Here is a 26,140-nt window from a genome sequence, read left to right as displayed (position 1 = left end):
GTGTAGTCCTGTTTTAGCAGTGCTACACCAGCCTCTTTCTTTTTTAATCTCTTAATTACGGACAAACCAACAGGCAGCAACCATTTGGAGTTCGCCGTAATCCGGTGCCGCATCACAAGCCCAGGCAACAATCCCGTCAGGACGTACCAGTATGGCACTCAATCCCAATTGCTCCTTTGCACTGCCCGAAACATACCGGATTTCCCGGCTATATTCATTTGCTAAACTCTTTAGGGAATCATTATTATTAAAATCAAGCAGTATTCCTTTCCCGTCATGCATCAAATCGCCAATTGTTGTACCGTCTTCCAACTCAAAATTGGGAACACTGTAACCGGTTAAAGGATGATTGCCACCGAGATGGTAATGCGTATGTACACCCCATACCCGTCCTGCAATATAGGTAGCTCCATCGCGGGTGTCGATAAGATCACGGACAATTGCATACAGCGCCCGGGCATCCGGATCCGGTTTCATGATCGCTGCCTGCGCACGCGACCAATCCAAAACACGCGCACCAATCGGGTGCCTTTCGGTAAAATAACTGTCCAGTAAACTTTCCGGTGCAGCCGTTTTGATAACCGCAGCAAGCTTCCAGCCCAGGTTCATCGCGTCGCCCAGTCCGAGGTTAAGTCCCTGACCGCCCAACGGTGCGTGAATATGCCCCGCATCACCGGCTAAAAATATCCGTCTGTTGCGATAAGCTGTCGCCTGCCGTGCCCTGTCGGTCCAGGTAGTGGCGATATACAGGGCAGTGATCGTAACATCAGTGTCCGAAATACGGCGCAATACCTCCTGAACATGTTCGGCCGTGACCGGCTCTCCCGAATTATGAAATGCCCCGCCATCAAAATCCTGTATAACCAGAAAACCCGGCTGCGATTGCAGGTACATCCCGGTTGCGGTCACGTTTCGGCCCGGAAGAAGTTTTTCCGGATTGGCCAGGTCAACTTTAGCAGAATAGCCGGTAAACTCCGGTTCCGTACCGGCAAACTCAAAACCGCCCGCCTTGCGGACAACACTACGGCTGCCATCACAACCCACAAGCCATTTGCCGGTAAAAGACTGTTCTCCGGACCGGACTGTCACGCCAGCTTCCGTTTGACAAAAATCCGTTACGGCAAAACCGCGTTTGATGGTTACTCCCAAAGTTACTGCCCGGCGGGTAAACACCGTTTCAAGCTCCTCCATTTCAGATAACAAATTCGTTTCCGTTGCACCGGACAGCCGGTACGGCCACTGCGTGCTGTCAATATTGCCTTGATGGAATGGAATACCGGCAAAGTGTCCTACCTGGCGGCGCGGTCCTGCTACGGCATGGGAATGCGGATTTTTAACGCGTTTGTGTATTTCCAGTTCATGGAGCAGTCCGCGGCGGTAAAGTGCTTCGATAGTAGGTGCCGAAAGTCCGCGTATCCCGAAAGGAAGCTGCTTTAAAGGCGAATGCGGCTGCGCTGCCTTTTCCAGTACCAGCACCGAACATTTTGCCAGAGCCAGTTCACAGGCAAGGAATAAGCCTACCGGTCCGGCACCGGAAATGATAACATCATAAACCGTAGGCTGCTGTGCGAAATTGTTGCTTTCAATTGTTGCTTTCATAATGATATGATTGAAGCACAAAATTCCGGAATGCTGCTGTGTCTGGCTTGTACAAACACGACAAAATTACGGCTTACAGGCGGTTTCCCTTTTTTGCTTTGCGGGCAAATGCCGCCGGCGTCGTACCGCTGTAGCGCTTGAATTCCCGGCTGAGATGGGATTGATCCGTATAACCGAACTCGTGTGCCAAACCGGCAAGATTCGAATCCGGATAAAGCCATAAGTGGTTTCGCACCTGTTCAAAACGCATCAAACCGGACACGTCTTTAACCGTATAACCGGACGATTGTTTGAATTTCCTTTCCAGCGTACGAACCGTTGCATGAGCCGCTGCCGCTACCTCGCTAACCGGCAGCATCCCGTTGGCGCTTCTCATCGCCACTCCTGCTTTGGATAGTAGATTGTTGGCAGTAACCTGCGGCCGTGCCTCCAAAAAATACTGTTTTACCCGGGTCACCGCTTCATCAATCCTGCCGGCATCGATAAACGGATGTAATTCCGACTGAAGCCGGGCAACAGGATGTTCAAACAGGTACACTGCTGTGTTACCGGACGGCAGTCCGAGTAAGTCAAACACTGTCCAGGGAAAACAACGGATACCGATGATTTCCAGGCGGTCTTTTGTGTTTAGAATAACCGGCTGATTGAGCAGCCCCATAATAAACGGTGATGGTAACGGCTGCAGGTTTCCTTCAGAAGAAATGCTGCAGGGACTTCCGAAATGAAAAATTATTTCGGCATAGCCATCGGGCATTACCTCAAAATCTGATTGCAGTCCGCCAAAGTCTATTTGGGTATACCAAAAACATTTTATGATATCCCGCAGTTCCTCCGGTGGTTCAAATTCCTGGTGCAGCATGTTGAAAGATAGCCTGTTTGGGTTATGGAATATATAAACGAAAAACTACCATATTTCAGCGTGTCTTCCGGAACAGACCGGAATACGTTTACAGATTCATTAAAAAATTGCCTTATCGTCTAAAAAGCCTTATACCAACTGATTAAACAAGGAAACAATCCTATTCAAAACTAAGCAATTATTTTAAAGAATGAACAAAAGGACTAACGGGAATTGTTCCCGCCAGTCCTTTTTATGGGCAATAACCCGGCTTTGGTTATCCAGTTATTTTCAACGACTGAATAAGCCCGGCAGCTTGTTCAAAATAATACTTTAAAATTATCGGGCTGCCGGCAAATGTGCCTGAAATTTCGGCTGTCAGCACACCAAAAGTACCGCTTTCGGTATATTTAAGCGGTGTCATTACGGTTTTATAATCTTCGTTTGCTTTCGCAATCCATTGGGCAATTTCACTTCGCCCATTGTAGGTATTGCCTTCGTCAATAACTATGGCTGTTTCGGTAAAACAGGCGGCATAAGCAGCCGTGTCATAATTGTCCTGAGCTGCTATTAATGCGGCTATACTATCGGGTAAATTCATCCGGTTCTCTTTTATGGTTATTAAATGGTAGGAATCGTTCCTCCGTCAATCACATACTCCGTTCCTGTTAAATAGTGTGCTCTCGGCGATACTAAAAAGCCCACTAACTCTGCAATTTCTTCCGGTTGTGCCGGTCTGCCAATCGGGATACCGCCCAAAGCATCCATAACGCTTTGCGTTGCCTGCCCGACTGTACTGTTCGAACTTTCGGCTATCCGTTCCATCATTCTTGTTGCCGCTGTGGTCATGATCCAGCCCGGAGAAACGGTCAGCACACGAACCCCTTGGGACGACACTTCATTGGACAGGCTTTTGCTGTAATTGATCAGTCCGGCTTTAGCTGCGGCATACGGTAAGGTAGCATCAAATAACGGCAGCCTTCCCTGTATCGAAGCAATATGAATGATTACGCCGCTTCCTCTGGCAATCATCTGCGGTAATATTCCCCTGTCTAAACGAACAGGTGCCAGTAAATTCGTCTGGATCGTTGCCTCCCAGTCACTATCGGTAAGTGCGGCAAAACCGCCTCCGGGTGTTTCCGAACCGCCCAGATTGTTGATCAGAATATCAAGCCGCCCAAACTGCGACAGCACCCCAGTCACTACAGCCTGCGTTCCTTCGGGCTTGCTCAGGTCGGCAGCGATAAAGTGCAGCCGTCCGTCTTCTTTTTCAGGAGCATTACGCGCCGTGATAATAACGGTTGCCCCGGCTTTCAGTAATCGGTCGGCAATCGCTTTTCCGGCTCCTTTTGTTCCGCCGGTAACCAATGCGATCTTGCCCGACAATTCATTATTAAAATTAAATTCCTGTTCCATGGTGTTCTTTTTTATTGCAAATTTGGGGCGTATGATCAAGCTGTACAAGTACGGAAAAACGATTCCCATAGGGATAAATTGATCCCCTATTGTACATTTTGAAACATCGGGTTAAATTTGTATTATGTACGAAAGAAAAATTATTCCGAACCTGAACTGCGGCCTGGACCTGATTGGAGAAGTCCTGTACGGCCGGTGGAAAATCCGTTTGCTCTGGTTTATCAATGAAGGATACCTGCGGCCCAGCGAACTGCAACGCAAAATTCCCGATGCTTCCAGAAGGGTTTTGAATATGCAGCTTAAGGAACTGGAAGAACACGAATTGATTGTCAAGGAAATTTATCCCGTTGTACCGCCCAAGGTCGAATACCGCTTAACCGCATTTGGTGAAACCTTAATCCCTGTTATTTCCGTTTTAGGGCAATGGGGCGATCAAAATGAGGAGCGTTTAAGAACCGTGATCCTGAAAAGACTTGAAGACATCCGAAATTTAAAATCCTAAAAAATGGCGCTTTCCAACTACTTTGAATCCAATTATAAAATGTTCGGCTATGTCAGAATAGATGACGCTGTGCTGCACAATATCAATACCGGTCTGTATAAAATGTACATACAGGTATTGTATCTTCCTAAAGGTTATAAACTGACCATCGATTTTAATGACTATACCACGGAAGAGTCCACTTTGTTTTTTGTGAGCAACAACCAATACATTCAAATACTGGAAACCGGCAGCGAGGAAGCACACTTTATTTACTATAACCGTGATTTTTACTGCATACAGATCCATGATGCCGAAGTGGCCTGCGACGGAATACTGTTCAATAACATCTATAACATGCCAATGACCCGCTTATCGGAAGGAGAAGCGGCTATGATTGATCATGTCTATACGCAACTGATAGACGAGCTTACCATAAAGGAATCGTCGCAGGAAGAAATGCTCAGAACCTATCTGAAACAGCTGATCATCAGAGCCACCAGGATATGGAAAAAACAGCAGCTTGGCAGACTAAATGAAGAACCCGCCAAAGAAATCGATTTTTTCAGGGACTTTAGCCGCCTGGTGGAAATACATTTTAAAGACAAACATACCGTGGCAGATTATGCCGATCTTTTAGGCCTGGCTCCCAAAACAATCTCTGCCCGTTTTAACCGCCTGGATCTGGCAGCCCCGAATGATATTATTAAGGACCGGATAATACTGGAAGCAAAACGACTGTTGTGTTATTCTCCATATAGCGTAAAGGAAATCGCGTACAAACTGGGTTATGAAGATCCGGCATATTTTAACCGCCTGTTTTTGAACAAAACGGGTGACACGCCTTCCAATTTTAAGAAAAAATACCTTTTAGGGAAAAATATACAATTATAATCAACTTTTACACATTTTTTAAGCTTGTCAACCGAAATATCTTTGCCCTGTTAATAATCTAAACATTAAAGATATGAAAGTAGCATCCCTGTCAAAAATCAAAATCCTGACCTGCCTGTTAGTATTATCCGGTATTTTCGGAAATGTAACAACAGCCTTAGCACAATCATCAAAAACAATTAAAAATGTAGTCCTGGTACACGGGGCATTTGTGGACGGTTCCGGCTACAGAGGTTTATACGATATCCTGACCAAAAAAGGCTATAACGTTACTGTAGTGCAAAACCCTTTAAGTTCCCTGGCAGCCGATGCAGACGCGACCACAGCAGCTTTGGACAGACAGGACGGTCCGGCAATTTTAGTAGGCCACTCTTATGGCGGAAGCGTAATTACCGAAGCGGGCGATCATCCTAAAGTTGCGGCTTTGGTTTACCTTGCCGCTTTCCAGTTAGATAAAGGCGAATCGGCTTTGGATTGGGCCAAAACGGAACCCGGTTCTTCCAAAAACGGTATTTTACCAGCCGATGAAAAAGGAATACTGTATTATGACAAAGCCAAATTCCATGAAGGATTCTGTGCCGATGTTCCGAAAGAACTGGCAGACTTTATGTATGCTTCACAAGGCCGTTTTGCCGCCGCTGCATTAGCCGCAAAAGTGACCAGAGCACCCTGGAAAACAAAACCTTCCTATGGTATCGTGGCTACTCAGGACGAAGCAATCCTGCCTTCCATTCAACGTAAAATGTATCAAAAAGCAAAAGCTAAAATAACCGAGATCAAAGGCAGTCACGCTGTGTTTATCTCACATCCGCAGGAAGTGGCCGACGTGATCATCAAAGCTTCAAAAGAAATAAAATAAGTCTTATCCTAATTATAAAAACACTCCGCAAATCCCGGAGTGTTTTTTTTGTATACCCGGAATCTGATTTATACTATCCCTATTGTTTTACAGGATCGTACTTTGTTCCTGATAGCTTTTTTTTGCGGCGGCTACCTCATCACACTAATTAGCAACATTTTAAAACCCTGTAATATTCTTTAGTAATACTATGGGATTGCCATTCTGAACAACGTTTTATGTTTACATATTCGTTATATTGCGTATGCAATAACTACTAATAAATGATTGTTCAATTGTCCTCTGTTTCTAAAGAGGCGCTTAAAACACTATTGATATGCCCTGGAATCCCGAATTATACGACCAGTTTAAAGACGTCCGTTACCGTCCTTTTTATGATTTAGCCGCCTTGATTACACCTGAAGAATCGTTTCAGGCAATCGATCTAGGCTGCGGTACAGGAGAGCAGACAGCCATATTGACCCAAAAATTTCCCGGAGCCCATTTTACCGGTGTGGATGCCTCTCCGGAAATGTTAGCCAAATCCAAAGCTTTTGAAAACGAACGTTTGCAGTTCCGACAGGCAACAACCGAAGCCATTACCGGTTCCGGCCAGAAATGGGATCTGATTTTCAGCAATGCCGCTTTGCAATGGTCGCCCGATCATGAAACCTTATTCCCGAAAATGCTTTCCCTCTTACATCCCGGCGGACAATTTGCCGTGCAGATGCCGGTTCAGAAAGAGAACGTGCTGAATAAAATTTTATTTGAACTCATCGAAGAGCAGCCTTTTGCAACTTACCTCAACGGTTATAAAAGAGATTCTCCGGTATTGTCCTTAGACAGCTATGCACAGCTTTTGTTTGATAACGGTATGAAAGACATCCAGCTGTTTCAGAAAGTATACCCCATCATTGCTACTGATCACGATACACTGTACAACTTTATCTCCGGAACATCGCTGGTTCCTTATATGGAACGTCTGGACAAGGAACAGCAGGAACATTTTATCAAAGCTTTTAAAGAAAGGATAGCCCGGAATTTCCCTAAACTGCCTGCAATATATGCGTTTAAACGAATCCTGATGTATGGCATCAAAACATAATCCCTGCAACCGGACTTCCATAAAAGAGGCTATTTCAAAGCATTACCAATCCATTTTGATAGTTACAACAAAGTAAAATGATACGCTCAACAAAATACAAAAGAGAATCCCGTTCTAATTTTGCAGTATCAAATCATACAAAATGGAACAAAACAATTATCAGGGGGCATTACAGAAACCTATAGGTTCTGGATTTAATGCGGCATCCACAGCACAGGATGTCATTAAAGGAATCGATCTTACCGGAAAAACAGCCATCATTACCGGCGGCCATACGGGTATCGGATTAGAAACAACCAAAACACTTGTAGCCGCTGGTGCTACGGTTATCGTGCTGGTAAGGGATGTGGAAAAGGCTAAAAAGAACCTTCAGGGCATTACAAACATCGAGCTGGAAACCATCGACCTGATGGAACCCGAATCCATTGAAGCTTTTGCCCAAAAATTCCTGGCAACCGGAAGACCAATTCATTTACTGATCAACAATGCCGGTATTATGTGGGTACCTTTACGCCGCAACAGCCTTGGCATCGAATCCCAGCTGGCTACGAATTATCTGGGTCAGTTCCACCTGACGGCCAGGTTATGGCCGCTGCTAAAAAAAGCCAACGGCGCAAGAGTACTGAATGTTTCGTCCTTTGGCCACCAAATGGCACCATTTGACTTTGAAGACCCTAATTTTGAACGTCGGGAATACCAGACCTTATCGGGCTACGGACAATCAAAAACAGCTTGTAACCTGTTTGCTTTAGAATTGGACAACCGAGGTAAAGCCTTTAATATACGGGCTTATGCACTGCATCCGGGTTCGGTGTATGGTACCGATCTGGGCAGGGAAGAACCGATCGAACTATTCAAGCAACTGGGTACGCATGATGCTGAAGGCAACATTAAACCGGAAGTTGCTGCCCGGTTAAAAACCATTCCGCAAGGTGCTGCTACCACCGTTTGGTGCGCTACAAGTGCAGCCCTAAACCATATTGGCGGTGTTTACTGTGAAGATTCGGATATTGCCGAACTGGATACAGGACAAATCGAACACCGTTATGATGAGCCGTCCACCATATACGGTGTACAGCTGTATTCACTGGATGAAAACCATGCAAAACAGCTTTGGACATTAAGCGAAAAACTAACCGGTATATCGTTTAAAACCAATTAATCAGCAGTCTTTTTTTTCCTTTAACAAGGCTATAATCGAAATATTAATCCCACTGTCTTTGGCAGCTATCCGCATACCTTCCAAAGACAGTTTTTTTAGCAAACTTTCCCGTTCCAGTACAATTACGATCAAAAAATAACCTGATCCGGCGTAAAAGCACGGATATTGTTTATTTTTACAGGAATAGAACAGCTTGCTGCAGCAATACCCTATACCCGATGGAATACCAGGCAAAATACATCACTCCGGACATCAAACTCTCCTGTTATGAGGATAAGCTTTTTAAATCCGAACTACTTTTCGATTACCACATGCTCGTCTGGTTTATTTCTGGCGAAACAAGGATCATACAGGCCGACAAGATCTATTGTTTCGGGGCCGGTGATATTTTCCTGATTCCGCGAAACTGCCTGGCTACGGTGATCAATTACCCCAAGCACGGATTACCGCATAAAACAGTGGTGATGCACCTGGCTACAGAAAGGCTGCAAGAATTCTACTCCGGTATTGCCGTTAAACAGCAGAGCAGTACATCCCAAAAGATCTTTCATTTCAAAGACCATCCTTTACTGGAAAGCTGTCTGGCTTCCTTAATTCCTTATTTTGACATGGAAGGTGTTTTTCCCGAACATCTTGCCAGCCTGAAAATTACGGAGGCGCTGAGCATTTTGCGGGAAATCGATACGGATGTGGACCAGGTTCTGGCAAATTTCGGAGAACCCGGAAAAATGGATCTGATGACGTTTATGGAACGTAATTTTATGTTCAACATGTCTTTAGAAAAATTTGCCTACCTCACCGGAAGAAGCCTGGCAACCTTCAACAGGGATTTCCGGAAATTGTTTCACGCCACTCCGCAACGCTGGCTGCTACAAAAGCGGCTGGAACTGGCACATTATTACCTTGCCGAAAAGCACAAAAAGACCACCGAAATTTACCTGGAAGTGGGTTTTGAAGATATCTCCCATTTTTCCTATGCGTTTAAAAAACATTTCGGCTACACTCCCACCATGCTGCCGGCAAAAGGGTAATTTTATTTTTTAAATTAAAAAAATAGCCCTAAATTTATATTCCGCTACCCGGTACCGTTTTGCCGGATGGTTCCCATCTCCCCTTGATGCATAAGGACGTTTGGTACGATACAGAAATGTAATGTTGCAAACGAATGCTTATACCCAAAATGTTGTTCAAAGGTCAGAATAAGCCTGCCCTTATAATGCGCAGTAATGCCAATAAATATTACCGAATAAAAAGCCCCCGGAGTTACAAAAAAATAGTGTTAATCTAAATGTATTCCATGCTTAAATTCTTGCTTTTCTTTTTCCTGCTTCCGACGGCCACACCGGTAACGGATTATGAGTTGGCCGAAATAATGTCCGGATTATCCAACAACCAGAAAACCATCCTTTACCAATATGGTACGTTAAAAACCTACGGTAATACTGCAACTGCTGACGCTTTCTGGATAGCACACCAAACCGGACTGGCACCATTAACCAAACAGCAGGCCGCCCTGATCGCTTCGGATTTATTAGAGAATGCGCAATTGGCCTATACTGTCAAAAAAACATCACGCCTGCAAGCCTTAACCGGATTGTTCACTGCGGCACGGCTTTTATCGGCTGCAGCGGCTTTAATAGCAACCTTTGCCCTGCTGATGCTGCTCAAACGTTTCTGGCATCATATCTATGAACGGATTCTCCAATATTTAACCCCGTTCTTCCGCTTGCTTTTTTCGCCAAAAATACTCCGTTTTGAACTGCTGCTGCTGGCTGTGGCAGCGCTATATTTCGGTCCGGAGCTAAAGGATGTTGTCCTTCGTACCGTCACAATACACCTCGGCCTGGCTGTATTCTGGGTACTGCTGACCTCGTTTACAACCGGGAAGCCTTTTTATAAAATCACTTCCTTTTCTTTTACCTATAAAAAGCTGACTCCAAAAGAAGTACTGATACAAATAACGCTGCCCGCAGTGATAACAATATTGGCGATGATCCGGGTAATCTACCAGACCAAAGATCCTTGGTATCCGTTTGAAATAACCGTGTCTGTCTTAATCACCTTATACCTGCTTCCTCCCGTACACAGGCTGCTGCCTAAAGCCTGGCGGTTATTATTCCCTTTTCCGGATACTTTATCCCATTCAAAAAAAATCCCGGCTTCCTGTATTGTACTCCTAATGCCGTTATGGCTGGTACTGCTGTTTTTACCGGCAGCGTTCGTAGCGCCATTGCTGGTGCTTAGCCTGTTGCTGATCCTGCTTTTACTATATGTCTCCCTAAACGAATCCTTTTCGGATAAAAGTTATAAGAATTATATCGGAATACAGCTGTTCACCGTCGTCTACCTGTGTGCCTGCGTGATTGCAGGCGAAAAATCACATGTTGCCACACTCACTTGGGCCGGACTTTGCGGTATCTTCTTTTATGTACTGATCAAATACTGGGAAATTCCGGTACTGTTTGGCTGGAGCTGGAAAAACAAAAAAGCACTGGGCATTCTGGGTATGGCAATCTTAATATGGGGAATTGCCCGGCTGCTTGTGTATTTCCCAAAACTGTTTCCGGGCTTTTCAGGCAGCTTATAATACGTATTAAAATGATGTTTTTTATTAATAGCATGGCACAATAATTATCAAACCAATGTTCACTTTAAATTTCGCAACCATGAAACACTTACTATACCTTTTTGTATGCCTCACATGTATGACAGCAAAGGCACAATTAATCGAAAATTCAGCCATCAGTGTCGGTTACCAATACCTGGGCCGCCACAGCCTTAGTCTGGGTACCGAAACCAAGATATTTGCCCAGGATGAACGCAATGCAACCGGTTTAACAGCAGGTTTGGGCATACGGTATCTGTTTAACGGATCCGGTTATCCCGATGTAATTCCAGAGGGCAGCCTTGCATACAGACGTATGTTTTTCTACGGTAAACTACAGGTATCTCCCCAACACATCAATCCCAATATCGGACTACAAATGTTCAATGCGATTTCGTTGCACAGTGGTTATAGCTGGAATCTGGGCGACAATCACAGCGGCATAAAAGGATTTACCATCGGACTCAATATTTCATTAGGAGGCCGTAATTTTTATGACAAATTATACTATTGATAAAACAGATTCTCTATTTTTACATAGCTCCTTGCGGGTAAATAACGAAACATTATTTATAGTCAAAAAATACTTTAATGGAAAACTACAGTGTGGTTATATTCATAATGGCTATTATGATTGCGCTTACCGCTATAGCCGATAAAATTAAACTACCTTACCCGATACTGCTAATAACAGCCGGAATCGGTATTGGCTTTATTCCTTCCATGCCCAATATTGAGCTTAGCCCCAAAGTCGTATTTCTGCTTTTCTTACCGCCTTTATTGTATGATGCCGCTTTTAATATCTCCTTTAAAGACTTTAAAACCCATATCAATACCATCGGGACCTTGTCTATCGGTTTGGTTTTCCTGACCACTACCGGTATCGCGGTCACTGCACATTATTTAATAGATGGTATGAGCTGGCCGTTATCTTTTGTATTGGGTGCCATACTTTCTGCTACAGATGCCGTAGCAGCTATTGGCATTACCAAAGGACTCGGTTTGTCCCATAAATCAATTACCATATTGGAAGGAGAAAGCCTAGTAAACGATGCCTCCGCGCTTGTTGCTTACCGGTTTGCCGTGGCTGCCGTTACCGGATCGGCCTTTATCTGGTGGAAAGCGTCCCTGGAATTTTTAGTACTCATGGCCGGCGGTTTGCTGGTAGGTATCGTCCTGGGGAAAATCCTCACCTATATACTCCGGCTGGTGCATCATGATATTTTAGTGACGATCAGCTTTATCATTTTAATGCCTTTTGTCACTTACCTTGTTGCCGAAGAAATTGGTGTTTCCGGTGTCATTGCGGTAGTTACCATTGGTTTGAGTATTTCCCGCATCAGCCGGAAAATATTCCCGGAAAACCTGAAACAGCAATCCCGGACCATCTGGGATATTATTGTTTTCCTGCTCAACGGACTGATCTTTATCCTGATTGGCCTGGAATTTCCGTATGTCCTGAAAAACATAGAAGAACACCAGATCCTTCCCTACATTGGTTATGCCTTCCTGATTACGGTTGTAGCCCTGGGACTGCGAATGGCAAGAGTGTTTTTACAGAAAATAAATCTACAGCGTGCATTTCAAAGTAAAAAGCGAAAAATACCCGAAGATGCTTTACTGGACTTTTCAAACAGTTTAATTATCAGCTGGTCCGGTATGCGGGGTATTGTATCGCTTGCCATAGCAATAGGTTTGCCGGCCACTCTAAAAGACGGCACGCCTTTTCCGTTACGCCACGACATTATATTTATTGCTGTGGTAGTGGTTCTTTTTACACTGCTCGGACAGGGGCTCACATTACCCTGGGTTGTAAAAAAATTAAAACAGTAAGCTTGCTTTTGTAAAATCGGCATCACAATTAAAGCCAGTTTTTAAACGAAACATCTTATGTTTGTAATAAATTAGAACTGTTATGAAACTGTATACCAAAATAGTCAACCAGATCAAGGAAGATATTGCCGGCGGAAAGTACAAACCCGGCGAAAAAATTCCTGCAGAACCGGAACTGATGCAGCAATACGGCGTTGGAAGATCAACCATACGGGAAGCTATCAAAACACTGGCGATTTCCGGTATACTGAAAGTTCAGCAGGGTTCCGGCACTACCGTTAACAGCGACTACAGGGAACTAAACATGGAGCAGCGCCTTCAGCATGCCGATTTTGATGAAATTAACGCCGTCCGGAGACTGCTTGAAGAAGAGATCATAAAACTGGCAAGTGTTAACCATACTAAAGAACAGCTTGAAGCAATCGAAAAATGTTTAGAGCGGCGTAAAGCAGCCATACTTGCCGAAAATCCACAGGAATGTGCCGATGCCGATATTGATTTCCACATGGCCATTGCTTTTGCTTCCGGAAATAAGGTTTTGGCCGAGCTATACTATGGTTTTACGGTAGTACTGCGCAATTTCTTTAATGCCCGTGAAACTAACGGCACCAGTAAATTTGCGATAAACCATTACCTGCACGAACAATTACTGGACGCGATAAAAAAGAAAAAAGCCAATACCGCCTTACAGGTATTAAGGAAAATACTGGAGCGCAATTACTAATATTCCTGTGTTAATTTTTTTCCAAAAAACATCAAAACATCTGATGTTTAAAAAAAATAGCGTACGTTTGTATTGAAATTTAAAACGATGTAAAAAAGCATACGGAATACGCGTATAAAACGATTGCATATTCCGTAGGATACCGTAACCCTCAATATTGAATTTTATGACCATACTTACCTTTACCCTTATCCTGTTAGTAGGTGCTTATCTGGCGGGTTTATTAGGTTCGCTGACCGGTTTGGGCGGCGGCGTTGTTGTCATTCCGCTGCTAACCCTTGGTTTTGGCGTTGACATCCGTTATGCCATCGGTGCTGCTTTACTGGCATCAATAGCAACCTCTTCCGGTTCGGCCAGTGCCTATGTAAAAGAAGGAATCACCAATATCCGCCTGGGCATGTTCCTGGAAATAGCCACGACCATCGGAGCCGTGATTGGTGCCCTCATTGCGGTTTATACGCCAACCAATACCATTGCAATACTGTTTGGTATTGTCCTTATTTTTTCGGCAGTAATGACCTTACGCAAGAAAAACCAGGTGGCTTTAACCGAAGGCAGCAGGCTTTCCTATGCCTTAAAGCTAAACAGCACCTATCCTACCAGTCAGGGTGAAGTGGCCTATAAATTAAAAAATGTAGGTGCCGGTTTCTCTATTATGACAGTGGCCGGTGTGCTATCCGGTTTGTTGGGAATCGGTTCCGGAGCCTTAAAGGTACTGGCAATGGATACCACTATGCGTATTCCTTTTAAGGTGAGTACCACCACCAGTAACTTTATGATCGGGGTTACCGCTGCCGCCAGTGCAGTGGTTTACCTGCAAAGAGGCTATATCGATCCGGGCATTGCTTTCCCGGTAATTATAGGTGTTTTAGGTGGTGCTTTTACCGGCTCAAAATTATTGACCCGAATGGATCCTAAAGTGCTGCGCATCATTTTCTGTATCGCCATTACTTTTGTGGCCATTGAAATGATTTACAACGGTTACCAGCATCAATTCTAACGAATCGCTATTTACAACTTATGAAAAAGCTACTTTCAAAAAATTTGTGGAACGACACCGATGTAGAACAATTGGTTGGTCAGTTATTGCGCTATGGCGTGATCACCGCCTGTATTTTAGCGCTTATCGGCGGTATTGCCTATTTAACGGAACACGGCAGCAACCCGGTTCCGCAGTATGGTATTTTCACCGGTGAAGGTGCAGAATACACCACTTTTAAAGGTATTTTAAACGGTGTTTTAACCTTAAATCCAAACGAGATCATACAGTTTGGCGTACTCGCATTGATTGCCACGCCTATTTTGCGGGTGTTGTTTTCCCTGTTCGCCTTTATACTGGAAAAAGACAAACTGTACATCGGCATCACCCTTATTGTTCTGTGCATCCTGATGACCAGTATTTTTGGCGGTCTGAAAGTTTAACCGGAAATACAACAAAAATTTAACGTACATCCCTTCAAAAATGGATAACTTTGGTTATATACTTTATGGCGTAACTCTTACACGATAAACCATTACCAACATTCATTTTTTTAATAAAACCATATACACTATGTCCCATTCCATTAAAAATTATACCTTAAATAACGGCGTTGAAATTCCGGAAATAGGATTTGGAACCTGGCAAACACCCGACGGAGCAACAGCTGTTCTGGCCGTTAAATCGGCATTGGAAAACGGGTATCGCCATATTGATACCGCAGCGATTTACGGAAATGAAAAAAGTATCGGACAGGCGATTGCCGAATCCGGTATTTCCCGAAAGGAATTATTCATTACCAGCAAATTATGGAATTCCGAAAGAGGTTATGACAGTACGCTAAAAGCCTTTGACAAAACCCTGAAAGACCTGCAAACCGATTACCTGGATCTATACCTGATCCACTGGCCGGCTACCGAAAAACAATTTGCAGACTGGCAGCAGAAAAATGCCGATACCTGGCGTGCTTTTGAAAAATTATACGAAGATGGAAAAATTAAGGCTATCGGGGTCAGCAACTTTTTAGTGCACCATCTGGAAGCCTTACTGGCAAATGCCAAAGTGAAACCGGTTATCAACCAGATCGAATACCATCCGGGTTACCTTCAGCCAGAAATCGTTGCCCTGTGCCAAAAAGAAAATATACTGATTGAAGCCTGGTCGCCGTTAGGAACCGGAAAAATGCTGACCAATGCTGTTTTAATGGAAATTGCTGCCCGTTATCAGGTATCCGTTGCTCAATTGTGCATCAGATGGTGCCTCCAAAACGGAACTTTACCATTGCCAAAATCCATCACTCCGGAAAGAATCCAGCAAAACCTGGATGTTTACGGATTTACGATTACCGATGCAGACATGGAAGCCATCAATGCTTTACCCTACATTGGCGGATCCGGCTTGTATCCGGACGATGTGGACTTCTAAAAATAAATAACGGCATCATGCCCGTCAGAAAAGGATAATGAAGATTATCCTTTTTGTTTTTTGATCATTATTCAAAAGTCATAAGATTGATAATTATAATGGTTTTACAGGATTTCCATTCCGATTTTTGGTAACTTTAGCCTTAGCCGGAATACCTGTTTTGGCTTAACCGTTTTAGGATTGCCCGCTAACAGGACAAATCATACTTATAGCAACAACCGATTAATTCAAAATATAAAAGAAATGAATATTAAAATTGTAACAGTAGCCGGAAGCGGTGTTTTGGGAGCGCAAATTGCTTTTCAAACGGCTTTTCACGGATATACCGTAAAGGTTTATGATATTAATGACGCTATATTAGAAAAAGCAAAAACTGCTTTTCAAAAGCTGGGAACGGCCTATCAGGCTGATCTGAACGCCACTCCGGAACAGGTTGAAAAAGCAATACAAAATTTAAGTTATTATACCGATCTGGCAGCAGCGGTAAAAGATGCTGATCTATTGATCGAAGCCGTTCCTGAAAATCCGGCCATCAAAACGGATTTCTATAAAAAGCTGGCTGCCGTGGCTCCGGAAAAGACCATTTTTGCGTCCAATTCTTCCACGCTCCTGCCGAGTCATTTTGCCGGCGCTACCGGAAGGCCTGAAAAATTCCTGGCATTGCATTTTGCCAATGAAATATGGAAACACAACACAGCCGAAATCATGGGGCATCCGGGTACCGACGCTGCCATTTTTGACACGGTGGTTACTTTTACCAAAACCATCGGAATGGTTGCTTTACCGCTCCACAAAGAACAGCCGGGCTATATCGTAAATTCCCTGCTGGTTCCTTTATTGGGTGCCGGTCTTGATCTACTGGTGCGAGGCGTTGCCGATGTGGAAACGGTCGACAAAACCTGGATGGTTGCCACCGGAGCTCCGGTAGGTCCTTTTGGTATACTGGATGTCGTGGGTATCACCACCGCATACAACATTAATAAAATTGCGGCTACCGCTTCCAAAGATCCCGGCCAGATAAAGGTAACCGAATACCTGAAAAGACATTTTATAGATACCGGAAAACTGGGTGTTGTTTCCGGAGAGGGGTTTTATAAATATCCGAATCCGGCCTATGAGGATCCTGATTTTTTAAAATAAAAGCAAAGCCGGTTTCATTCTAAAACGAAACCGGCTTTTTTATACCAATCCTATATTTAGCTTAAAACCTGTATCATCGTTTCAACCAGGCCTTTGGTTGCCTGATTGATCTGCTGAACATATTGTGCCATCGTTGCACCGCCAACAACGGTCCACAACGGTCGCTCCCCTGCCGGAAGCTCTAATAAACCGGCTACAGCATCGGCCACTTCCTGCGGATCGGAACTGTCTGTTGTAGGGGTAAAAAAGTGATCGAGTCCCGCTTTTAACCGGTGAACATCCTGTCCGTATGCAGACGCTGCTCCCGGATTTCCCGGTTGTAATGCCTTAGCTGTAATATCTGTGGTCTGATAAGCTCCCGGCTGAATAACCGCAACATCAATACCCGCCGATTTAAGTTCGTAGTGATACCCTACCGATAAGGCATCCAAAGCCGCTTTTGTACTGTTGTAAGTCGCTAACAGCGGTCCTACATTTCTCGCCTGTACACTGGTCAGGTTAATGATCAATCCTGACTTTTGCTGGTGCATCAGCGGCAATACCGCCTTGATCATTCTGTCCGGACCAATAACATTTACCTGGAACAGCTGTTCCGTTTGCTGTATGGTTAAGGTTTCGGCAATACCGATATAAGAAATACCGGCATTATTGATCAGTACGTCAATGTGACCTCCTGATTTTTCCGTTATTTCCGAGATAGCTTTCGCTACCGATGCATCACTGGTAACATCCAGCTCCACAATTTCAATAATACCGTTATGCGCTTTCGCCCATTCTTTTAGCGCTTTTGCCGGTTCTGCATTCGCACCGTTAATGTTACGCATTGTTGCATACACCGTATGCCCTTGTTTTACCAATGTTTTTGCCGTTAATAGTCCGAAACCGCTGGCACTTCCTGTTAAAATAATCTTTTTCATTGCTTTTTTATATAATAGTTTAATTTTTCTGATGATCGGTACTCACGGATAAGGTTTCCCATTCCGCTACTTCTTTTGCTATAATGCTCATTTTGGCTTGCAGGGCACTTACCGCATCTTTACCAACCGGTAAGTGTAACGGCGGATGTTCCGCGTTGGCCAGCTCCAGAATTACCTGAGCCAGTTTTGCAGGATCGCCGGGCTGATTGCCGTGAAGCCCCGCAACAGCCTGCCGCACCTGACCGACCGTTCCCTGGTATTCCTCCAGTAGTAGCTGTGAGCTTTTATAGGAATCACCGGAAGCAAAATCAGTACGGAACAATCCCGGGGCAACGGCTGTTACGTGAATACCAAACGGTTTTACTTCCAGCTGTAATCCTTCCGTGATGCCTTCTACTGCAAATTTTGTAGCCCCGTAAAGCCCGAAACCGGGAACCGTAGCCGCATATCCGAAAAGAGAAGAGATATTGATGATATGCCCTTTTTGACGGCTGCGCATATACGGTAAAACCGCTCTTGTTACATTCAGCAATCCGAAGACATTGGTATCAAACTGGCTTCTCACCTCCTGATCCGTTATTTCTTCCGTAGCTCCCAATAATCCGTAACCGGCATTGTTAACCAGTACATCTATTCCGCCAAATGTGGCAATTGCCTTTTCTACTCCGGCTATAACCTGTTTTTCCTGTGTGACGTCCAGAACCACCACGCTTAGATTTTGCTGTTCCGGAAACTGCTGTTCAAACTGTTCCGGGTTGCTTCTAACGGTAGCCACTACTTTATCGCCGGCTTTCAGCGCGGCTTTGGCAATTTCCAATCCGAATCCTCTTGACGCTCCGGTGATCAGCCATACTTTTTGTTTTTTCATGTTTTTATAGTTTTGATAAGTATTCATATATTTCAAAAATGACCGATAGGTCATTTTTTAGGTAAAAAAATTTAGTCTAACAATTCAATTTCTTTTTTTAAGATCGCAACGATCAATGGCATCGTTTTGCTGTTTTCTTCCATTCTGGACATCATAATGCCGCCTTCCAACAGGGCAAACATTTTGGTTGCAAATTCTTCGGCATTAAAAGGCTGCCGGAATTCGCCGGAAGCGATTCCTTCTTTTAAAATACTGGTTAAGGTAGCCACAGCAAGTGTTATGTTTTTGTTCACTTTCTTTTTGATAACCGGGTTGGTATCGTCTGCCTCCATACCAAAATTCAGCATCGGGCATCCACCGGGAATGGGCGGCTGTTTGGTATTGCTCAGAAAGTCAACATAGGCAAATAATTTCCCTTTGGCTGTTTTTTGACGGTCCAGCTGCTGTTTTACTTTTTCAGATAAACAATGCATCGTATAATCTACCACAGCATTGCAAAGTTCTTCTTTATTTTCAAAATGTACATACAGACTGCCTTTGGCTAAACCGGTGGCTTCCATAATGTCACTCATTGCTGTTGCCGCAATTCCTTTTGTATTGAAAATGGGTGCTGCCTGTTCAATGATGAGCTGTTTGGTACGTGCTGCTTTTGTCATTTCGTTCTGAATTAGAGTACAAATTTAAATGACCTTTCGGTCACTTTTTGCATTTGCTGCAAATTTTAACAGAAATTTATTGTTTGTGCCGTATTCTGTGCATTTGTCCATACCCGTCTTAATTTTCCGCTGCTAAAACACGGTAAATGCAAAAATGATGCGAACAACACATAATCTCTTCGTAAAAACATTGCTGTTTTATCAGAAAAATAGACTATTTTTATAGTACCAATCCGGAAACCAAATAATACTAAAACTGCTATAAATGATTTGATTACAAAAATATTCAGTAACTATTAAACACAATAATCATGAATAACAAATTAATTTACTTTTTACTTGGTCTTCTTTTTATTGCCGTAGGAATATGGGTTTTTAAAACTCCGGTGGAATCCTATATTGCGCTTTCTACATTATTCAGCCTGACTTTTTTGATTAACGGTATATTGGAAGTTATTTTCTATGGCTATCAGCGTAAAAGAATGAATGGCTATGGCTGGGGAATAGCCGCCGGTATTTTAGATATTATCTTAGGTTCTTGGCTGTTATCCAGTCCGTTATTATCCATGGAAATAATGCCGTTCTTTATCGGCTTCATGCTTTTATTCCGATCTTCAACCATTATTGCCCTGGCCATTGATGTGGCTGCACTGAAACGAAAAAACTGGGGCTGGTATCTGGTGTTTGGAATTTTGGGACTTATTTTTTCTTTCTTATTGATCTGGAATCCGTTATTCGCACAGATGACCATAATTGTATGGACTGCCCTGGCATTTATCACCATCGGACTTTCCAAAATATTCTATGTTTTTCAGTCACCGGACAATATCCAGCAGATTCTGTAAGATTCATCCAACGATAACAATATAAAAGCAGGAAACGCGTGCGACAAACGGGTTTCCTGCTTTTGCAATTATAGTCTTAGCCTGTTTTATTTAATGTGCCGGTGTACAGATTTCAACCAGGAAACCGTCTGTATCCCGTATATAAGCGACAATCTGTCCCCATGGTTTTTGTTTGGGCTCCATGACAACAACCGCTCCGGCCTTTTTAGCCTGCTCGGTTACTTCCGCGACCTGATCTGTAACAAAACCCAATTCTATTGCAAAAGGTTTGTTCTCCGGGCTGCTTTCAATAAAACCGTTCGGCAGGTTCGTAGCCGCCAATCCTTTTGAAGCAAAAGAAATTGTGGTGGCACCGGTATTTAATTCGCCATAATCGTTTTCCGGTGTTATAAATTTTCGTTCAAAACCAAAAGCGTTTTCATAAAAGCTGATGGCTTTGGTGACGTCAGCGACGTATAGAATTGTATATCCGAATTTTACCATTGTTTTCTTTTTTTGAATGTATGATTGCTTACTGTTGTGCCTTATGTTCCAGTGCGCCGAACATTTTGTTGAATACCGGCGTTTTCAGTCCGTATTTTTCTCCTTCCCGAACAACATAACCGGTGAGTGACTGCAGTTCGTTATGTGCCTTTTTATTCAGAAAATCGGAATGCATGGACGATGTTGCTTCCGCTGGCATGGCATGTAATATTTTTAATGTTCTGTCGGTTATATCCTGAACAATGGCAATTTGTTTTGCCAGAGCAACCTGTTTTACTTCATTGACTAAATCGGTAAAAGCCTGCACCTTTTCAGGATCGGACACTATAGCTCCGATATTGCAGTCAAAATAGGTTGTAGCCGTGGCAATAGCGGCAATAAAAATAAATTTCTCCCAGATAACCGTAGCGATATTAACCGATAATTTGGCTTCTATGCCCGCCTGTATAAAAAGGCTTTCCAATTGCCGTAATTGTTCGTTTTCGAAATGATCCAATCCGAAAAACAGTTTTTCAATATTCCCCAGGTTCTCTACTTTTCCGGCTTCTGTTAAGCGGGAAACAATATAGGCACAGCCATCCAAAACCATATTTTCCGGAAAAACACTTTTAATACGCTCCCGGCTGTCTACACCGTTAAGAAAAGGTACAATAACGGTTTTACTGTCAATACAGGGTTTTAACTGAACAACAGTCTGCTCCAAATCATAGCTTTTAGTGGTAACGATAACAAAATCTGCGATACCAATCTCGGAAGCATCATCTGTTGCCAATGCCGGCATTGCTACAAACTGATCCGCTCCTTTTACGACTTTCAGGCCATCCTTCTTTATCGCTTTTAAATGTTCGCCACGAGCTAAAAAACAAACCGATACGGCATCATCCTTATCAAAATGTTTTGCTAAAAGTCCACCGAAATATCCGCCAACGCCTCCGATTCCGGCAACTACTATTCTGGTTTTATTCATATTTAGTATTTATAAAAAATTGTAAATCAATATCATAAACCCTCTCATACCGGGATATACAACACATCATTGTGAATTCCGAAGTTATGAAAATTATTTATTCCGTACAGTCAATTCCCTTTCTTAAACCGCATTTCGTTTTAAAATACAGGCTATATTTACACTATTAGAATCTGTTTATAAAATAGTACCCCTGATTTTGCGAAACATGTGTTTTGCAGAAATTACTGTTCTTCACGAAGAGGAGCATGATTTTTCCATGTCTAATTTTATAAACAATGATTATGAAACCAATCAAAATAGCCGTACTTGGCGGAACCGGTAAAGCCGGAAAATTTCTTGTAACTACCTTACTAAACAGCGGTTTTGAGATCAGACTGCTGATCCGGAATCCGGAACACCTGCCTTTCGAAAATCCATTAATGGACGTGATTACCGGCAATGCCAATTGCTATCAGGATATCAAATCGTTATTGACGGGTTGTGATGCCATCATCAGTACGCTCGGTTTAGGAATACCCAACAGTGAAACGTCCATATTCAGTACCGCCACAACAAATATATTAGCGGCCATGCAAGAGTTAGAAATCAACCGGTATATCGTTATTACCGGTTTAAATGTAGCTACACCTCAGGATATCAAAAATCCGGCGGTGCAGGCAGCTACCGACTGGATGAAAACGCATTACCCGGAAACGACTGCCGATAAACAGCAAGAGTATGCCATATTATCGCAAAGCGAGGCCGACTGGACTTTGGTCAGGCTTCCGTTAATTGAACTGACCGATGCGATTACCGAAATCAGGGTCAGTACACAGGATTGTTCCGGGAATATGATCGGTGCAAAAAACCTGGCCCTTTTTCTTATTGCCCAATTAACCGATACCCAATATCATAGGAAAGCACCTTTTATTGCAAACGTCTGATCGAAGCAGCGGGTTTTTAAGCCCGCTGTTTTTTTTATATTAACGGACAAATTGCCGTAAAGCGATCCGGTTTCCTTCACTGTCTTCAAATTCGGCTACAAAGCCCCATTCTCCGTTGGAGGTTTTCGGAAAAAGGATTTTCCCGCCGTTTTGCACTGCAAGTGCCAATGTTTCGGTTATGTCTGCTGTTCGGAAATACAGCAAGCAACCGTCTGTCGTAGGTTTATAGATTTCTCCTTTTGCCAGTCCGCCCGAAATACCGGAACCGTTTTCTTTTATCGGGAAAAAAGCCATTTCATTGCCGTCAATTATATCCTTTTCAAATTCAAAAGCAAAAACGGTCTGGTAAAATGTTATGGCCCGGTCTATATCCGTTACCGGAATTTCAAAATAGACCACCGGGTTGTGGGGGGTGTTCATGAGGTTAGATATTAGAAGTTTGATATAGGATATTAGATATATGAGGTTTGAAGTTTGAGGTTAGATTTTTGATTGTGTGAATGTGTCCGTAACTCAATTTGTCCTATTCAAATATACTAAAAACAATGCTGTTGTTCCGGTTATTGGTATGAGGTATCCCACAAAAAAATAGCGAACCCTTTATAATGGTTCGCTATTGAAATAGTTTGTATTCAAATTCCGGTTGGTTACTATTTCATTCTTTTTTTCGTATCGTCCTCTTCCTTGTTTATTTTTCGGGCGGCATTGCTCTGGTCACCGAAATTATACGTAAATGAAACGTTTACAATACGGCTGTCGAGATTGATATTCTCTTTCATGTCGATATTGTTAAACTGCATGGTTCTGTAGAAACGTCGGCTTTTAAAGATATCGTTTACCGCTACTTTCACTGTTGCCTTGTTGTCCAGTATCTTTTTTTGCAATCCTGTGGATACCACAAAAAAGTCTTTTCGTTCGAAAGTGCTGTAAATGGATCTGGAGTTGTACTGGAAACTGAATTCGGCCGATAATCCCTGTTTAAATTTCATACTGTGCTGGGAATTGACGGTATAGCTCCAGATGCCCGTGGCTACAGCTGTTTCGTTTTGCTCACCGCTGAATTCATTTTTATAGACATTCACAAAGGTGTTCGCATCCCACCAACGGCTTATTTTTACAGCAGACGTAAGGCTGAATCCGTAATTCTTTCTTTTACTCAGGTTTTCCGAACGCAGTATGGTGGTATTGCTATTGTCTATCTGCGTAATCGCATCAACAATCACATCATCGGTACTGCTGTAGAAAAAGTTAATCATGTGCTTGCTCAAAAAGGAATAACCACCTTCCACAGAATGGGTCAACTCCGGCTGCAGGTATGGATTTCCTTCATAGAAAATAAACGCATCCCTGAAAAAACGGAACGGGTTCAGGTCGTAATAATCAGGACGGTCAATCCTTCTGCTGTATGACAGTTGTACGGCATGACGCTCGCCGATGTTTTTCTTTAGGAACAGGCTCGGGAACAGCTGTACATAATCTCTTTTAACAACGGAGTTCAGCGTTACCTGGTTTCCTTCCGCATGTGTATATTCCGCTCTCAGCCCTGCCTGAACTTCCATAAAGCGGAAACTTTGCTTGTAATTGACATAACCGGCATGGATCTGCTCTTTATAAATAAAATGGTTGGTCGTTCCTTTGTCAATCGTCCAGTTACCGGCCGCAATTGTATCGTATTGCACATCGTTGTCCGATTTTACAAAACTGCTCTTCCATCCGCCTTCAAAGCTTAATTTTTCTTTGATGCGATAAATATAATCGGCTTTGGCTACAAAAATAGTAGTCGACGAAGGGGTCATTCCCCTACGGGTCGACAGATAAGCATTCTGGCTGGCTGTAGGATTGAATTGGGTTTCCAGAAGCGCATTGTCCCGGAAGCGGGAATGGGTATAATCCAGATCGGCACTGATTTCCTGCTTGCCCTGGTTGAATTTATGTAAAAAACTTCCGTTATAACTCAGGCTGTTCCATCTGGAATGGTTGTGATTGTTTGTCAGCGCATCGGAAAGCAACTCGCTGGCTGCTGATCGTACTTTATTTTCCGACATACTGTTGCTGGTATAGCTTCCCACATCGCCCGTAAGGCTAAAACCGATAAAGGTGTTTTCGGAAATATCATACTCTACTCCGGCTTTAAAGTTGTTGGTTTTTAAAGGTTCGTCGGTCACACTGTACTGATTCGAGATTTTGTCAAGCTGCTGACGGTTCCCGTCGGTATAAAATTTTCGTTCGAAAGTGAATGTTTCGCTTTCCCCGCGGTAATACTGGTCGTAGCTACCGTAAAAATTGTATTTACTGGCTTTATAATTCAGGTTTAATCCGCTGCCAAACCGGTTTTTACGTCCCCTGCCGTAATTGCCGTTTACCGATCCGTTAAATCCGGATTTGTTGTTTTTCTTTAGTTTGATATTAATGACTCCGGCATTTCCGGCCGCATCATATTTGGCAGAAGGATTGGTAATCACCTCAATCGTTCCTACCGAAGAAGAAGCCGTTCCTTTTAGCAGATTGGTCAGCTGCTGCTGGGATAAATATGTTTTCTTATCATTAATCATGATCGTCACTCCCTGCTTTCCTCTCAGGCTGATGTTTCCGTCATTATCCACTATAACTCCCGGTGCTTTTTCGAGTAGTTCCAAAGCCGTATTCCCTTCTGATAAGGCACTGTTTTCAATGTTCATCACAATCTTATCCGATTGCAGCTGTATCAAAGGTTTCTTTACCGTGGCTTCTACCACAACTTCATTGAGCAGTGTTTTATCTTCTTTTAACACTATGGCGGCTATTGTTTTATTCCGGTCACCGGAATGGATCGTGATGCGTTCCGATCCGGAAGTGCTGTAACCAATAAAGCTTGCCGTTACGACATAATCGCCGGGTGCCACTGCCGCAAAAGTATAGTTACCGTTTGTATCGGTAATCGTACTGCTAATTATTTTCCGGGTATCACTATCCAGTAGTGCTACCGTGACAAATTCAAGGGGAAGGTTATTGTTAAGGACATTTCCGTTTAGTTCGGTATGGGAAGTATTCTGGGCGGTAACCTGATACTGGATGAGCAATATCAGCAGAAGGGTAAAAATTTGTTTCACAATATGGGCTTTATATAATCGGGAGCAAAAATACATCTATTTAGACTAAATAAAAATAATATCAGCGTTAAAGTTTCGGTTAAACCTTTTAAAGCATTGGCAGTCTTATGTACTATAAAGCGATAGTTTTAGATTTCTTAACAGCCACTATTTTCTATAAGCTATATAAGGATCTGATTTTTAATCCCAAATCAACGCTCGTTATGACAAAAAAAATTATTTCTCTATTTTTTCTTGTCATTTTAATCCTGATATCCGGATTTCACAATGACAAAGGTATCTGAAATTATTCCTGAAATGCTATAGCTGCTAATTGCAGTCATGTACCGTTTAATTTCAACAGGAAGTAT

The 26,140-nt window shown here is 43.2% G+C and carries 27 protein-coding genes; 16 read left to right on the top strand and 11 right to left on the bottom strand.

Annotated features, from left to right (window positions below):
- Positions 1-51: 51 nt before the first annotated feature.
- From B3394_RS10475 to B3394_RS10460, 4 genes are all read right to left on the bottom strand, one after another.
- The gene (locus B3394_RS10475) at positions 52-1,599 is read right to left on the bottom strand and encodes an FAD-dependent monooxygenase (protein WP_286920027.1); all 1,548 of its coding nucleotides are present in this window, start codon (positions 1,597-1,599) and stop codon (positions 52-54) included.
- Between the two features lie 73 nt (positions 1,600-1,672).
- The gene (locus B3394_RS10470; RefSeq protein WP_218618711.1) at positions 1,673-2,458 is read right to left on the bottom strand and encodes a DUF6597 domain-containing transcriptional factor; all 786 of its coding nucleotides are present in this window, start codon (positions 2,456-2,458) and stop codon (positions 1,673-1,675) included.
- A gap of 256 nt (positions 2,459-2,714) precedes the next feature.
- On the bottom strand, positions 2,715-3,038 hold the full coding sequence (locus B3394_RS10465; RefSeq protein ID WP_286920026.1) for a nuclear transport factor 2 family protein: 324 nt from the start codon (positions 3,036-3,038) through the stop codon (positions 2,715-2,717).
- A gap of 20 nt (positions 3,039-3,058) precedes the next feature.
- Positions 3,059-3,853 carry an SDR family oxidoreductase gene (locus tag B3394_RS10460; protein ID WP_286920025.1) on the bottom strand — a complete coding sequence of 265 codons (795 nt, stop codon included), beginning with the start codon at positions 3,851-3,853 and terminating at the stop codon, positions 3,059-3,061.
- 124 nt (positions 3,854-3,977) lie between these two features.
- Here B3394_RS10460 and B3394_RS10455 point away from each other — a divergent pair, with 124 nt between their 5' ends.
- From B3394_RS10455 to B3394_RS10390, 14 genes are all read left to right on the top strand, one after another.
- On the top strand, positions 3,978-4,355 hold the full coding sequence (locus B3394_RS10455; protein ID WP_273246169.1) for a winged helix-turn-helix transcriptional regulator: 378 nt from the start codon (positions 3,978-3,980) through the stop codon (positions 4,353-4,355).
- Positions 4,356-4,358: 3 nt separating this feature from the next.
- Positions 4,359-5,228 carry a helix-turn-helix domain-containing protein gene (locus tag B3394_RS10450; RefSeq protein WP_286920024.1) on the top strand — a complete coding sequence of 290 codons (870 nt, stop codon included), beginning with the start codon at positions 4,359-4,361 and terminating at the stop codon, positions 5,226-5,228.
- A 73-nt stretch (positions 5,229-5,301) separates the two neighbouring features.
- Positions 5,302-6,087, top strand: a complete 786-nt coding sequence (locus B3394_RS10445; protein WP_286920023.1) for an alpha/beta hydrolase — start codon at positions 5,302-5,304, stop codon at positions 6,085-6,087.
- 316 nt (positions 6,088-6,403) lie between these two features.
- Positions 6,404-7,171 (top strand): methyltransferase domain-containing protein, encoded by a 768-nt coding sequence (locus tag B3394_RS10440; RefSeq protein WP_286920022.1) that lies wholly within the window; start codon positions 6,404-6,406, stop codon positions 7,169-7,171.
- Positions 7,172-7,313: 142 nt separating this feature from the next.
- Complete coding sequence (locus tag B3394_RS10435; protein WP_286920021.1) at positions 7,314-8,333, top strand: SDR family NAD(P)-dependent oxidoreductase; 1,020 nt, start codon at positions 7,314-7,316, stop codon at positions 8,331-8,333.
- Between the two features lie 218 nt (positions 8,334-8,551).
- On the top strand, positions 8,552-9,364 hold the full coding sequence (locus tag B3394_RS10430) for a helix-turn-helix domain-containing protein (RefSeq protein ID WP_286920020.1): 813 nt from the start codon (positions 8,552-8,554) through the stop codon (positions 9,362-9,364).
- A 266-nt stretch (positions 9,365-9,630) separates the two neighbouring features.
- Positions 9,631-10,920 carry a hypothetical protein gene (locus tag B3394_RS10425; protein WP_286920019.1) on the top strand — a complete coding sequence of 430 codons (1,290 nt, stop codon included), beginning with the start codon at positions 9,631-9,633 and terminating at the stop codon, positions 10,918-10,920.
- Between the two features lie 79 nt (positions 10,921-10,999).
- The gene (locus B3394_RS10420) at positions 11,000-11,452 is read left to right on the top strand and encodes a hypothetical protein (protein ID WP_286920018.1); all 453 of its coding nucleotides are present in this window, start codon (positions 11,000-11,002) and stop codon (positions 11,450-11,452) included.
- A gap of 77 nt (positions 11,453-11,529) precedes the next feature.
- Positions 11,530-12,771: a Na+/H+ antiporter gene (locus B3394_RS10415; protein ID WP_177733408.1), complete on the top strand. Its 1,242-nt coding sequence runs from the start codon at positions 11,530-11,532 to the stop codon at positions 12,769-12,771.
- Positions 12,772-12,853: 82 nt separating this feature from the next.
- Positions 12,854-13,495, top strand: coding sequence for a FadR/GntR family transcriptional regulator (locus tag B3394_RS10410; protein WP_177733406.1), 642 nt, complete (start codon positions 12,854-12,856; stop codon positions 13,493-13,495).
- 166 nt (positions 13,496-13,661) lie between these two features.
- Positions 13,662-14,495, top strand: coding sequence for a sulfite exporter TauE/SafE family protein (locus tag B3394_RS10405; protein ID WP_177733404.1), 834 nt, complete (start codon positions 13,662-13,664; stop codon positions 14,493-14,495).
- 20 nt (positions 14,496-14,515) lie between these two features.
- Entirely contained in the window at positions 14,516-14,917 is a 402-nt protein-coding gene (locus B3394_RS10400; RefSeq protein ID WP_177733402.1) for a DUF1634 domain-containing protein, read from the top strand.
- A gap of 130 nt (positions 14,918-15,047) precedes the next feature.
- Positions 15,048-15,899 carry an aldo/keto reductase gene (locus B3394_RS10395; protein WP_177733400.1) on the top strand — a complete coding sequence of 284 codons (852 nt, stop codon included), beginning with the start codon at positions 15,048-15,050 and terminating at the stop codon, positions 15,897-15,899.
- 243 nt (positions 15,900-16,142) lie between these two features.
- A complete protein-coding gene (locus tag B3394_RS10390; RefSeq protein ID WP_286920017.1) occupies positions 16,143-17,039 on the top strand; it encodes a 3-hydroxyacyl-CoA dehydrogenase in 897 nt (298 codons plus the stop codon).
- Positions 17,040-17,095: 56 nt separating this feature from the next.
- On the opposite strand, the gene B3394_RS10385 is transcribed toward B3394_RS10390, so the two are convergent.
- The 3 genes from B3394_RS10385 to B3394_RS10375 all read right to left on the bottom strand — a co-directional run bounded on the left by B3394_RS10385 (position 17,096) and on the right by B3394_RS10375 (position 19,480).
- Complete coding sequence (locus tag B3394_RS10385; protein ID WP_177733396.1) at positions 17,096-17,956, bottom strand: SDR family oxidoreductase; 861 nt, start codon at positions 17,954-17,956, stop codon at positions 17,096-17,098.
- Between the two features lie 19 nt (positions 17,957-17,975).
- Positions 17,976-18,824, bottom strand: a complete 849-nt coding sequence (locus tag B3394_RS10380; protein WP_286920016.1) for an oxidoreductase — start codon at positions 18,822-18,824, stop codon at positions 17,976-17,978.
- Between the two features lie 71 nt (positions 18,825-18,895).
- Complete coding sequence (locus B3394_RS10375; RefSeq protein ID WP_286920015.1) at positions 18,896-19,480, bottom strand: TetR/AcrR family transcriptional regulator; 585 nt, start codon at positions 19,478-19,480, stop codon at positions 18,896-18,898.
- A gap of 311 nt (positions 19,481-19,791) precedes the next feature.
- Here B3394_RS10375 and B3394_RS10370 point away from each other — a divergent pair, with 311 nt between their 5' ends.
- Positions 19,792-20,325 (top strand): HdeD family acid-resistance protein, encoded by a 534-nt coding sequence (locus B3394_RS10370; protein ID WP_177733391.1) that lies wholly within the window; start codon positions 19,792-19,794, stop codon positions 20,323-20,325.
- Positions 20,326-20,415: 90 nt separating this feature from the next.
- Here the strand turns inward: B3394_RS10370 and B3394_RS10365 are convergent, their stop codons facing one another.
- Positions 20,416-20,808, bottom strand: a complete 393-nt coding sequence (locus tag B3394_RS10365) for a VOC family protein (protein WP_286920014.1) — start codon at positions 20,806-20,808, stop codon at positions 20,416-20,418.
- A 28-nt stretch (positions 20,809-20,836) separates the two neighbouring features.
- Positions 20,837-21,775: a ketopantoate reductase family protein gene (locus B3394_RS10360; protein WP_286920013.1), complete on the bottom strand. Its 939-nt coding sequence runs from the start codon at positions 21,773-21,775 to the stop codon at positions 20,837-20,839.
- 284 nt (positions 21,776-22,059) lie between these two features.
- On the opposite strand from B3394_RS10360, the gene B3394_RS10355 reads away from it, so the two are divergent.
- Positions 22,060-22,701 carry an NAD(P)-dependent oxidoreductase gene (locus B3394_RS10355; RefSeq protein WP_286920012.1) on the top strand — a complete coding sequence of 214 codons (642 nt, stop codon included), beginning with the start codon at positions 22,060-22,062 and terminating at the stop codon, positions 22,699-22,701.
- Between the two features lie 39 nt (positions 22,702-22,740).
- Here the strand turns inward: B3394_RS10355 and B3394_RS10350 are convergent, their stop codons facing one another.
- Together B3394_RS10350 and B3394_RS10345 are read right to left on the bottom strand one after the other, a co-directional pair.
- The gene (locus B3394_RS10350; RefSeq protein WP_286920011.1) at positions 22,741-23,121 is read right to left on the bottom strand and encodes a VOC family protein; all 381 of its coding nucleotides are present in this window, start codon (positions 23,119-23,121) and stop codon (positions 22,741-22,743) included.
- Positions 23,122-23,351: 230 nt separating this feature from the next.
- The gene (locus B3394_RS10345) at positions 23,352-25,790 is read right to left on the bottom strand and encodes an outer membrane beta-barrel family protein (protein WP_286920010.1); all 2,439 of its coding nucleotides are present in this window, start codon (positions 25,788-25,790) and stop codon (positions 23,352-23,354) included.
- Positions 25,791-26,140: the final 350 nt, after the last annotated feature.

The sequence above is a fragment of the Flavobacterium sp. UBA4197 genome (assembly GCF_002379575.1).
In the GTDB taxonomy this organism is placed as follows: domain Bacteria; phylum Bacteroidota; class Bacteroidia; order Flavobacteriales; family Flavobacteriaceae; genus Flavobacterium; species Flavobacterium inviolabile.
Note: the sequence above shows the minus strand (reverse complement) of the source record. Positions and strands in the feature narration are given on the sequence as shown.

What these genes read in the sequence shown, in the direction of transcription:
- B3394_RS10475 (WP_286920027.1), bottom strand. Translation starts at nt 1,599, where the DNA reads ATGAAAGCAACAATTGAAAGCAACAATTTCGCACAGCAGCCTACGGTT.
- B3394_RS10470 (WP_218618711.1), bottom strand. Translation starts at nt 2,458, where the DNA reads ATGCTGCACCAGGAATTTGAACCACCGGAGGAACTGCGGGATATCATA.
- B3394_RS10465 (WP_286920026.1), bottom strand. Translation starts at nt 3,038, where the DNA reads ATGAATTTACCCGATAGTATAGCCGCATTAATAGCAGCTCAGGACAAT.
- B3394_RS10460 (WP_286920025.1), bottom strand. Translation starts at nt 3,853, where the DNA reads ATGGAACAGGAATTTAATTTTAATAATGAATTGTCGGGCAAGATCGCA.
- B3394_RS10455 (WP_273246169.1), top strand. Translation starts at nt 3,978, where the DNA reads ATGTACGAAAGAAAAATTATTCCGAACCTGAACTGCGGCCTGGACCTG.
- B3394_RS10450 (WP_286920024.1), top strand. Translation starts at nt 4,359, where the DNA reads ATGGCGCTTTCCAACTACTTTGAATCCAATTATAAAATGTTCGGCTAT.
- B3394_RS10445 (WP_286920023.1), top strand. Translation starts at nt 5,302, where the DNA reads ATGAAAGTAGCATCCCTGTCAAAAATCAAAATCCTGACCTGCCTGTTA.
- B3394_RS10440 (WP_286920022.1), top strand. Translation starts at nt 6,404, where the DNA reads ATGCCCTGGAATCCCGAATTATACGACCAGTTTAAAGACGTCCGTTAC.
- B3394_RS10435 (WP_286920021.1), top strand. Translation starts at nt 7,314, where the DNA reads ATGGAACAAAACAATTATCAGGGGGCATTACAGAAACCTATAGGTTCT.
- B3394_RS10430 (WP_286920020.1), top strand. Translation starts at nt 8,552, where the DNA reads ATGGAATACCAGGCAAAATACATCACTCCGGACATCAAACTCTCCTGT.
- B3394_RS10425 (WP_286920019.1), top strand. Translation starts at nt 9,631, where the DNA reads ATGCTTAAATTCTTGCTTTTCTTTTTCCTGCTTCCGACGGCCACACCG.
- B3394_RS10420 (WP_286920018.1), top strand. Translation starts at nt 11,000, where the DNA reads ATGAAACACTTACTATACCTTTTTGTATGCCTCACATGTATGACAGCA.
- B3394_RS10415 (WP_177733408.1), top strand. Translation starts at nt 11,530, where the DNA reads ATGGAAAACTACAGTGTGGTTATATTCATAATGGCTATTATGATTGCG.
- B3394_RS10410 (WP_177733406.1), top strand. Translation starts at nt 12,854, where the DNA reads ATGAAACTGTATACCAAAATAGTCAACCAGATCAAGGAAGATATTGCC.
- B3394_RS10405 (WP_177733404.1), top strand. Translation starts at nt 13,662, where the DNA reads ATGACCATACTTACCTTTACCCTTATCCTGTTAGTAGGTGCTTATCTG.
- B3394_RS10400 (WP_177733402.1), top strand. Translation starts at nt 14,516, where the DNA reads ATGAAAAAGCTACTTTCAAAAAATTTGTGGAACGACACCGATGTAGAA.
- B3394_RS10395 (WP_177733400.1), top strand. Translation starts at nt 15,048, where the DNA reads ATGTCCCATTCCATTAAAAATTATACCTTAAATAACGGCGTTGAAATT.
- B3394_RS10390 (WP_286920017.1), top strand. Translation starts at nt 16,143, where the DNA reads ATGAATATTAAAATTGTAACAGTAGCCGGAAGCGGTGTTTTGGGAGCG.
- B3394_RS10385 (WP_177733396.1), bottom strand. Translation starts at nt 17,956, where the DNA reads ATGAAAAAGATTATTTTAACAGGAAGTGCCAGCGGTTTCGGACTATTA.
- B3394_RS10380 (WP_286920016.1), bottom strand. Translation starts at nt 18,824, where the DNA reads ATGAAAAAACAAAAAGTATGGCTGATCACCGGAGCGTCAAGAGGATTC.
- B3394_RS10375 (WP_286920015.1), bottom strand. Translation starts at nt 19,480, where the DNA reads ATGACAAAAGCAGCACGTACCAAACAGCTCATCATTGAACAGGCAGCA.
- B3394_RS10370 (WP_177733391.1), top strand. Translation starts at nt 19,792, where the DNA reads ATGAATAACAAATTAATTTACTTTTTACTTGGTCTTCTTTTTATTGCC.
- B3394_RS10365 (WP_286920014.1), bottom strand. Translation starts at nt 20,808, where the DNA reads ATGGTAAAATTCGGATATACAATTCTATACGTCGCTGACGTCACCAAA.
- B3394_RS10360 (WP_286920013.1), bottom strand. Translation starts at nt 21,775, where the DNA reads ATGAATAAAACCAGAATAGTAGTTGCCGGAATCGGAGGCGTTGGCGGA.
- B3394_RS10355 (WP_286920012.1), top strand. Translation starts at nt 22,060, where the DNA reads ATGAAACCAATCAAAATAGCCGTACTTGGCGGAACCGGTAAAGCCGGA.
- B3394_RS10350 (WP_286920011.1), bottom strand. Translation starts at nt 23,121, where the DNA reads ATGAACACCCCCCACAACCCGGTGGTCTATTTTGAAATTCCGGTAACG.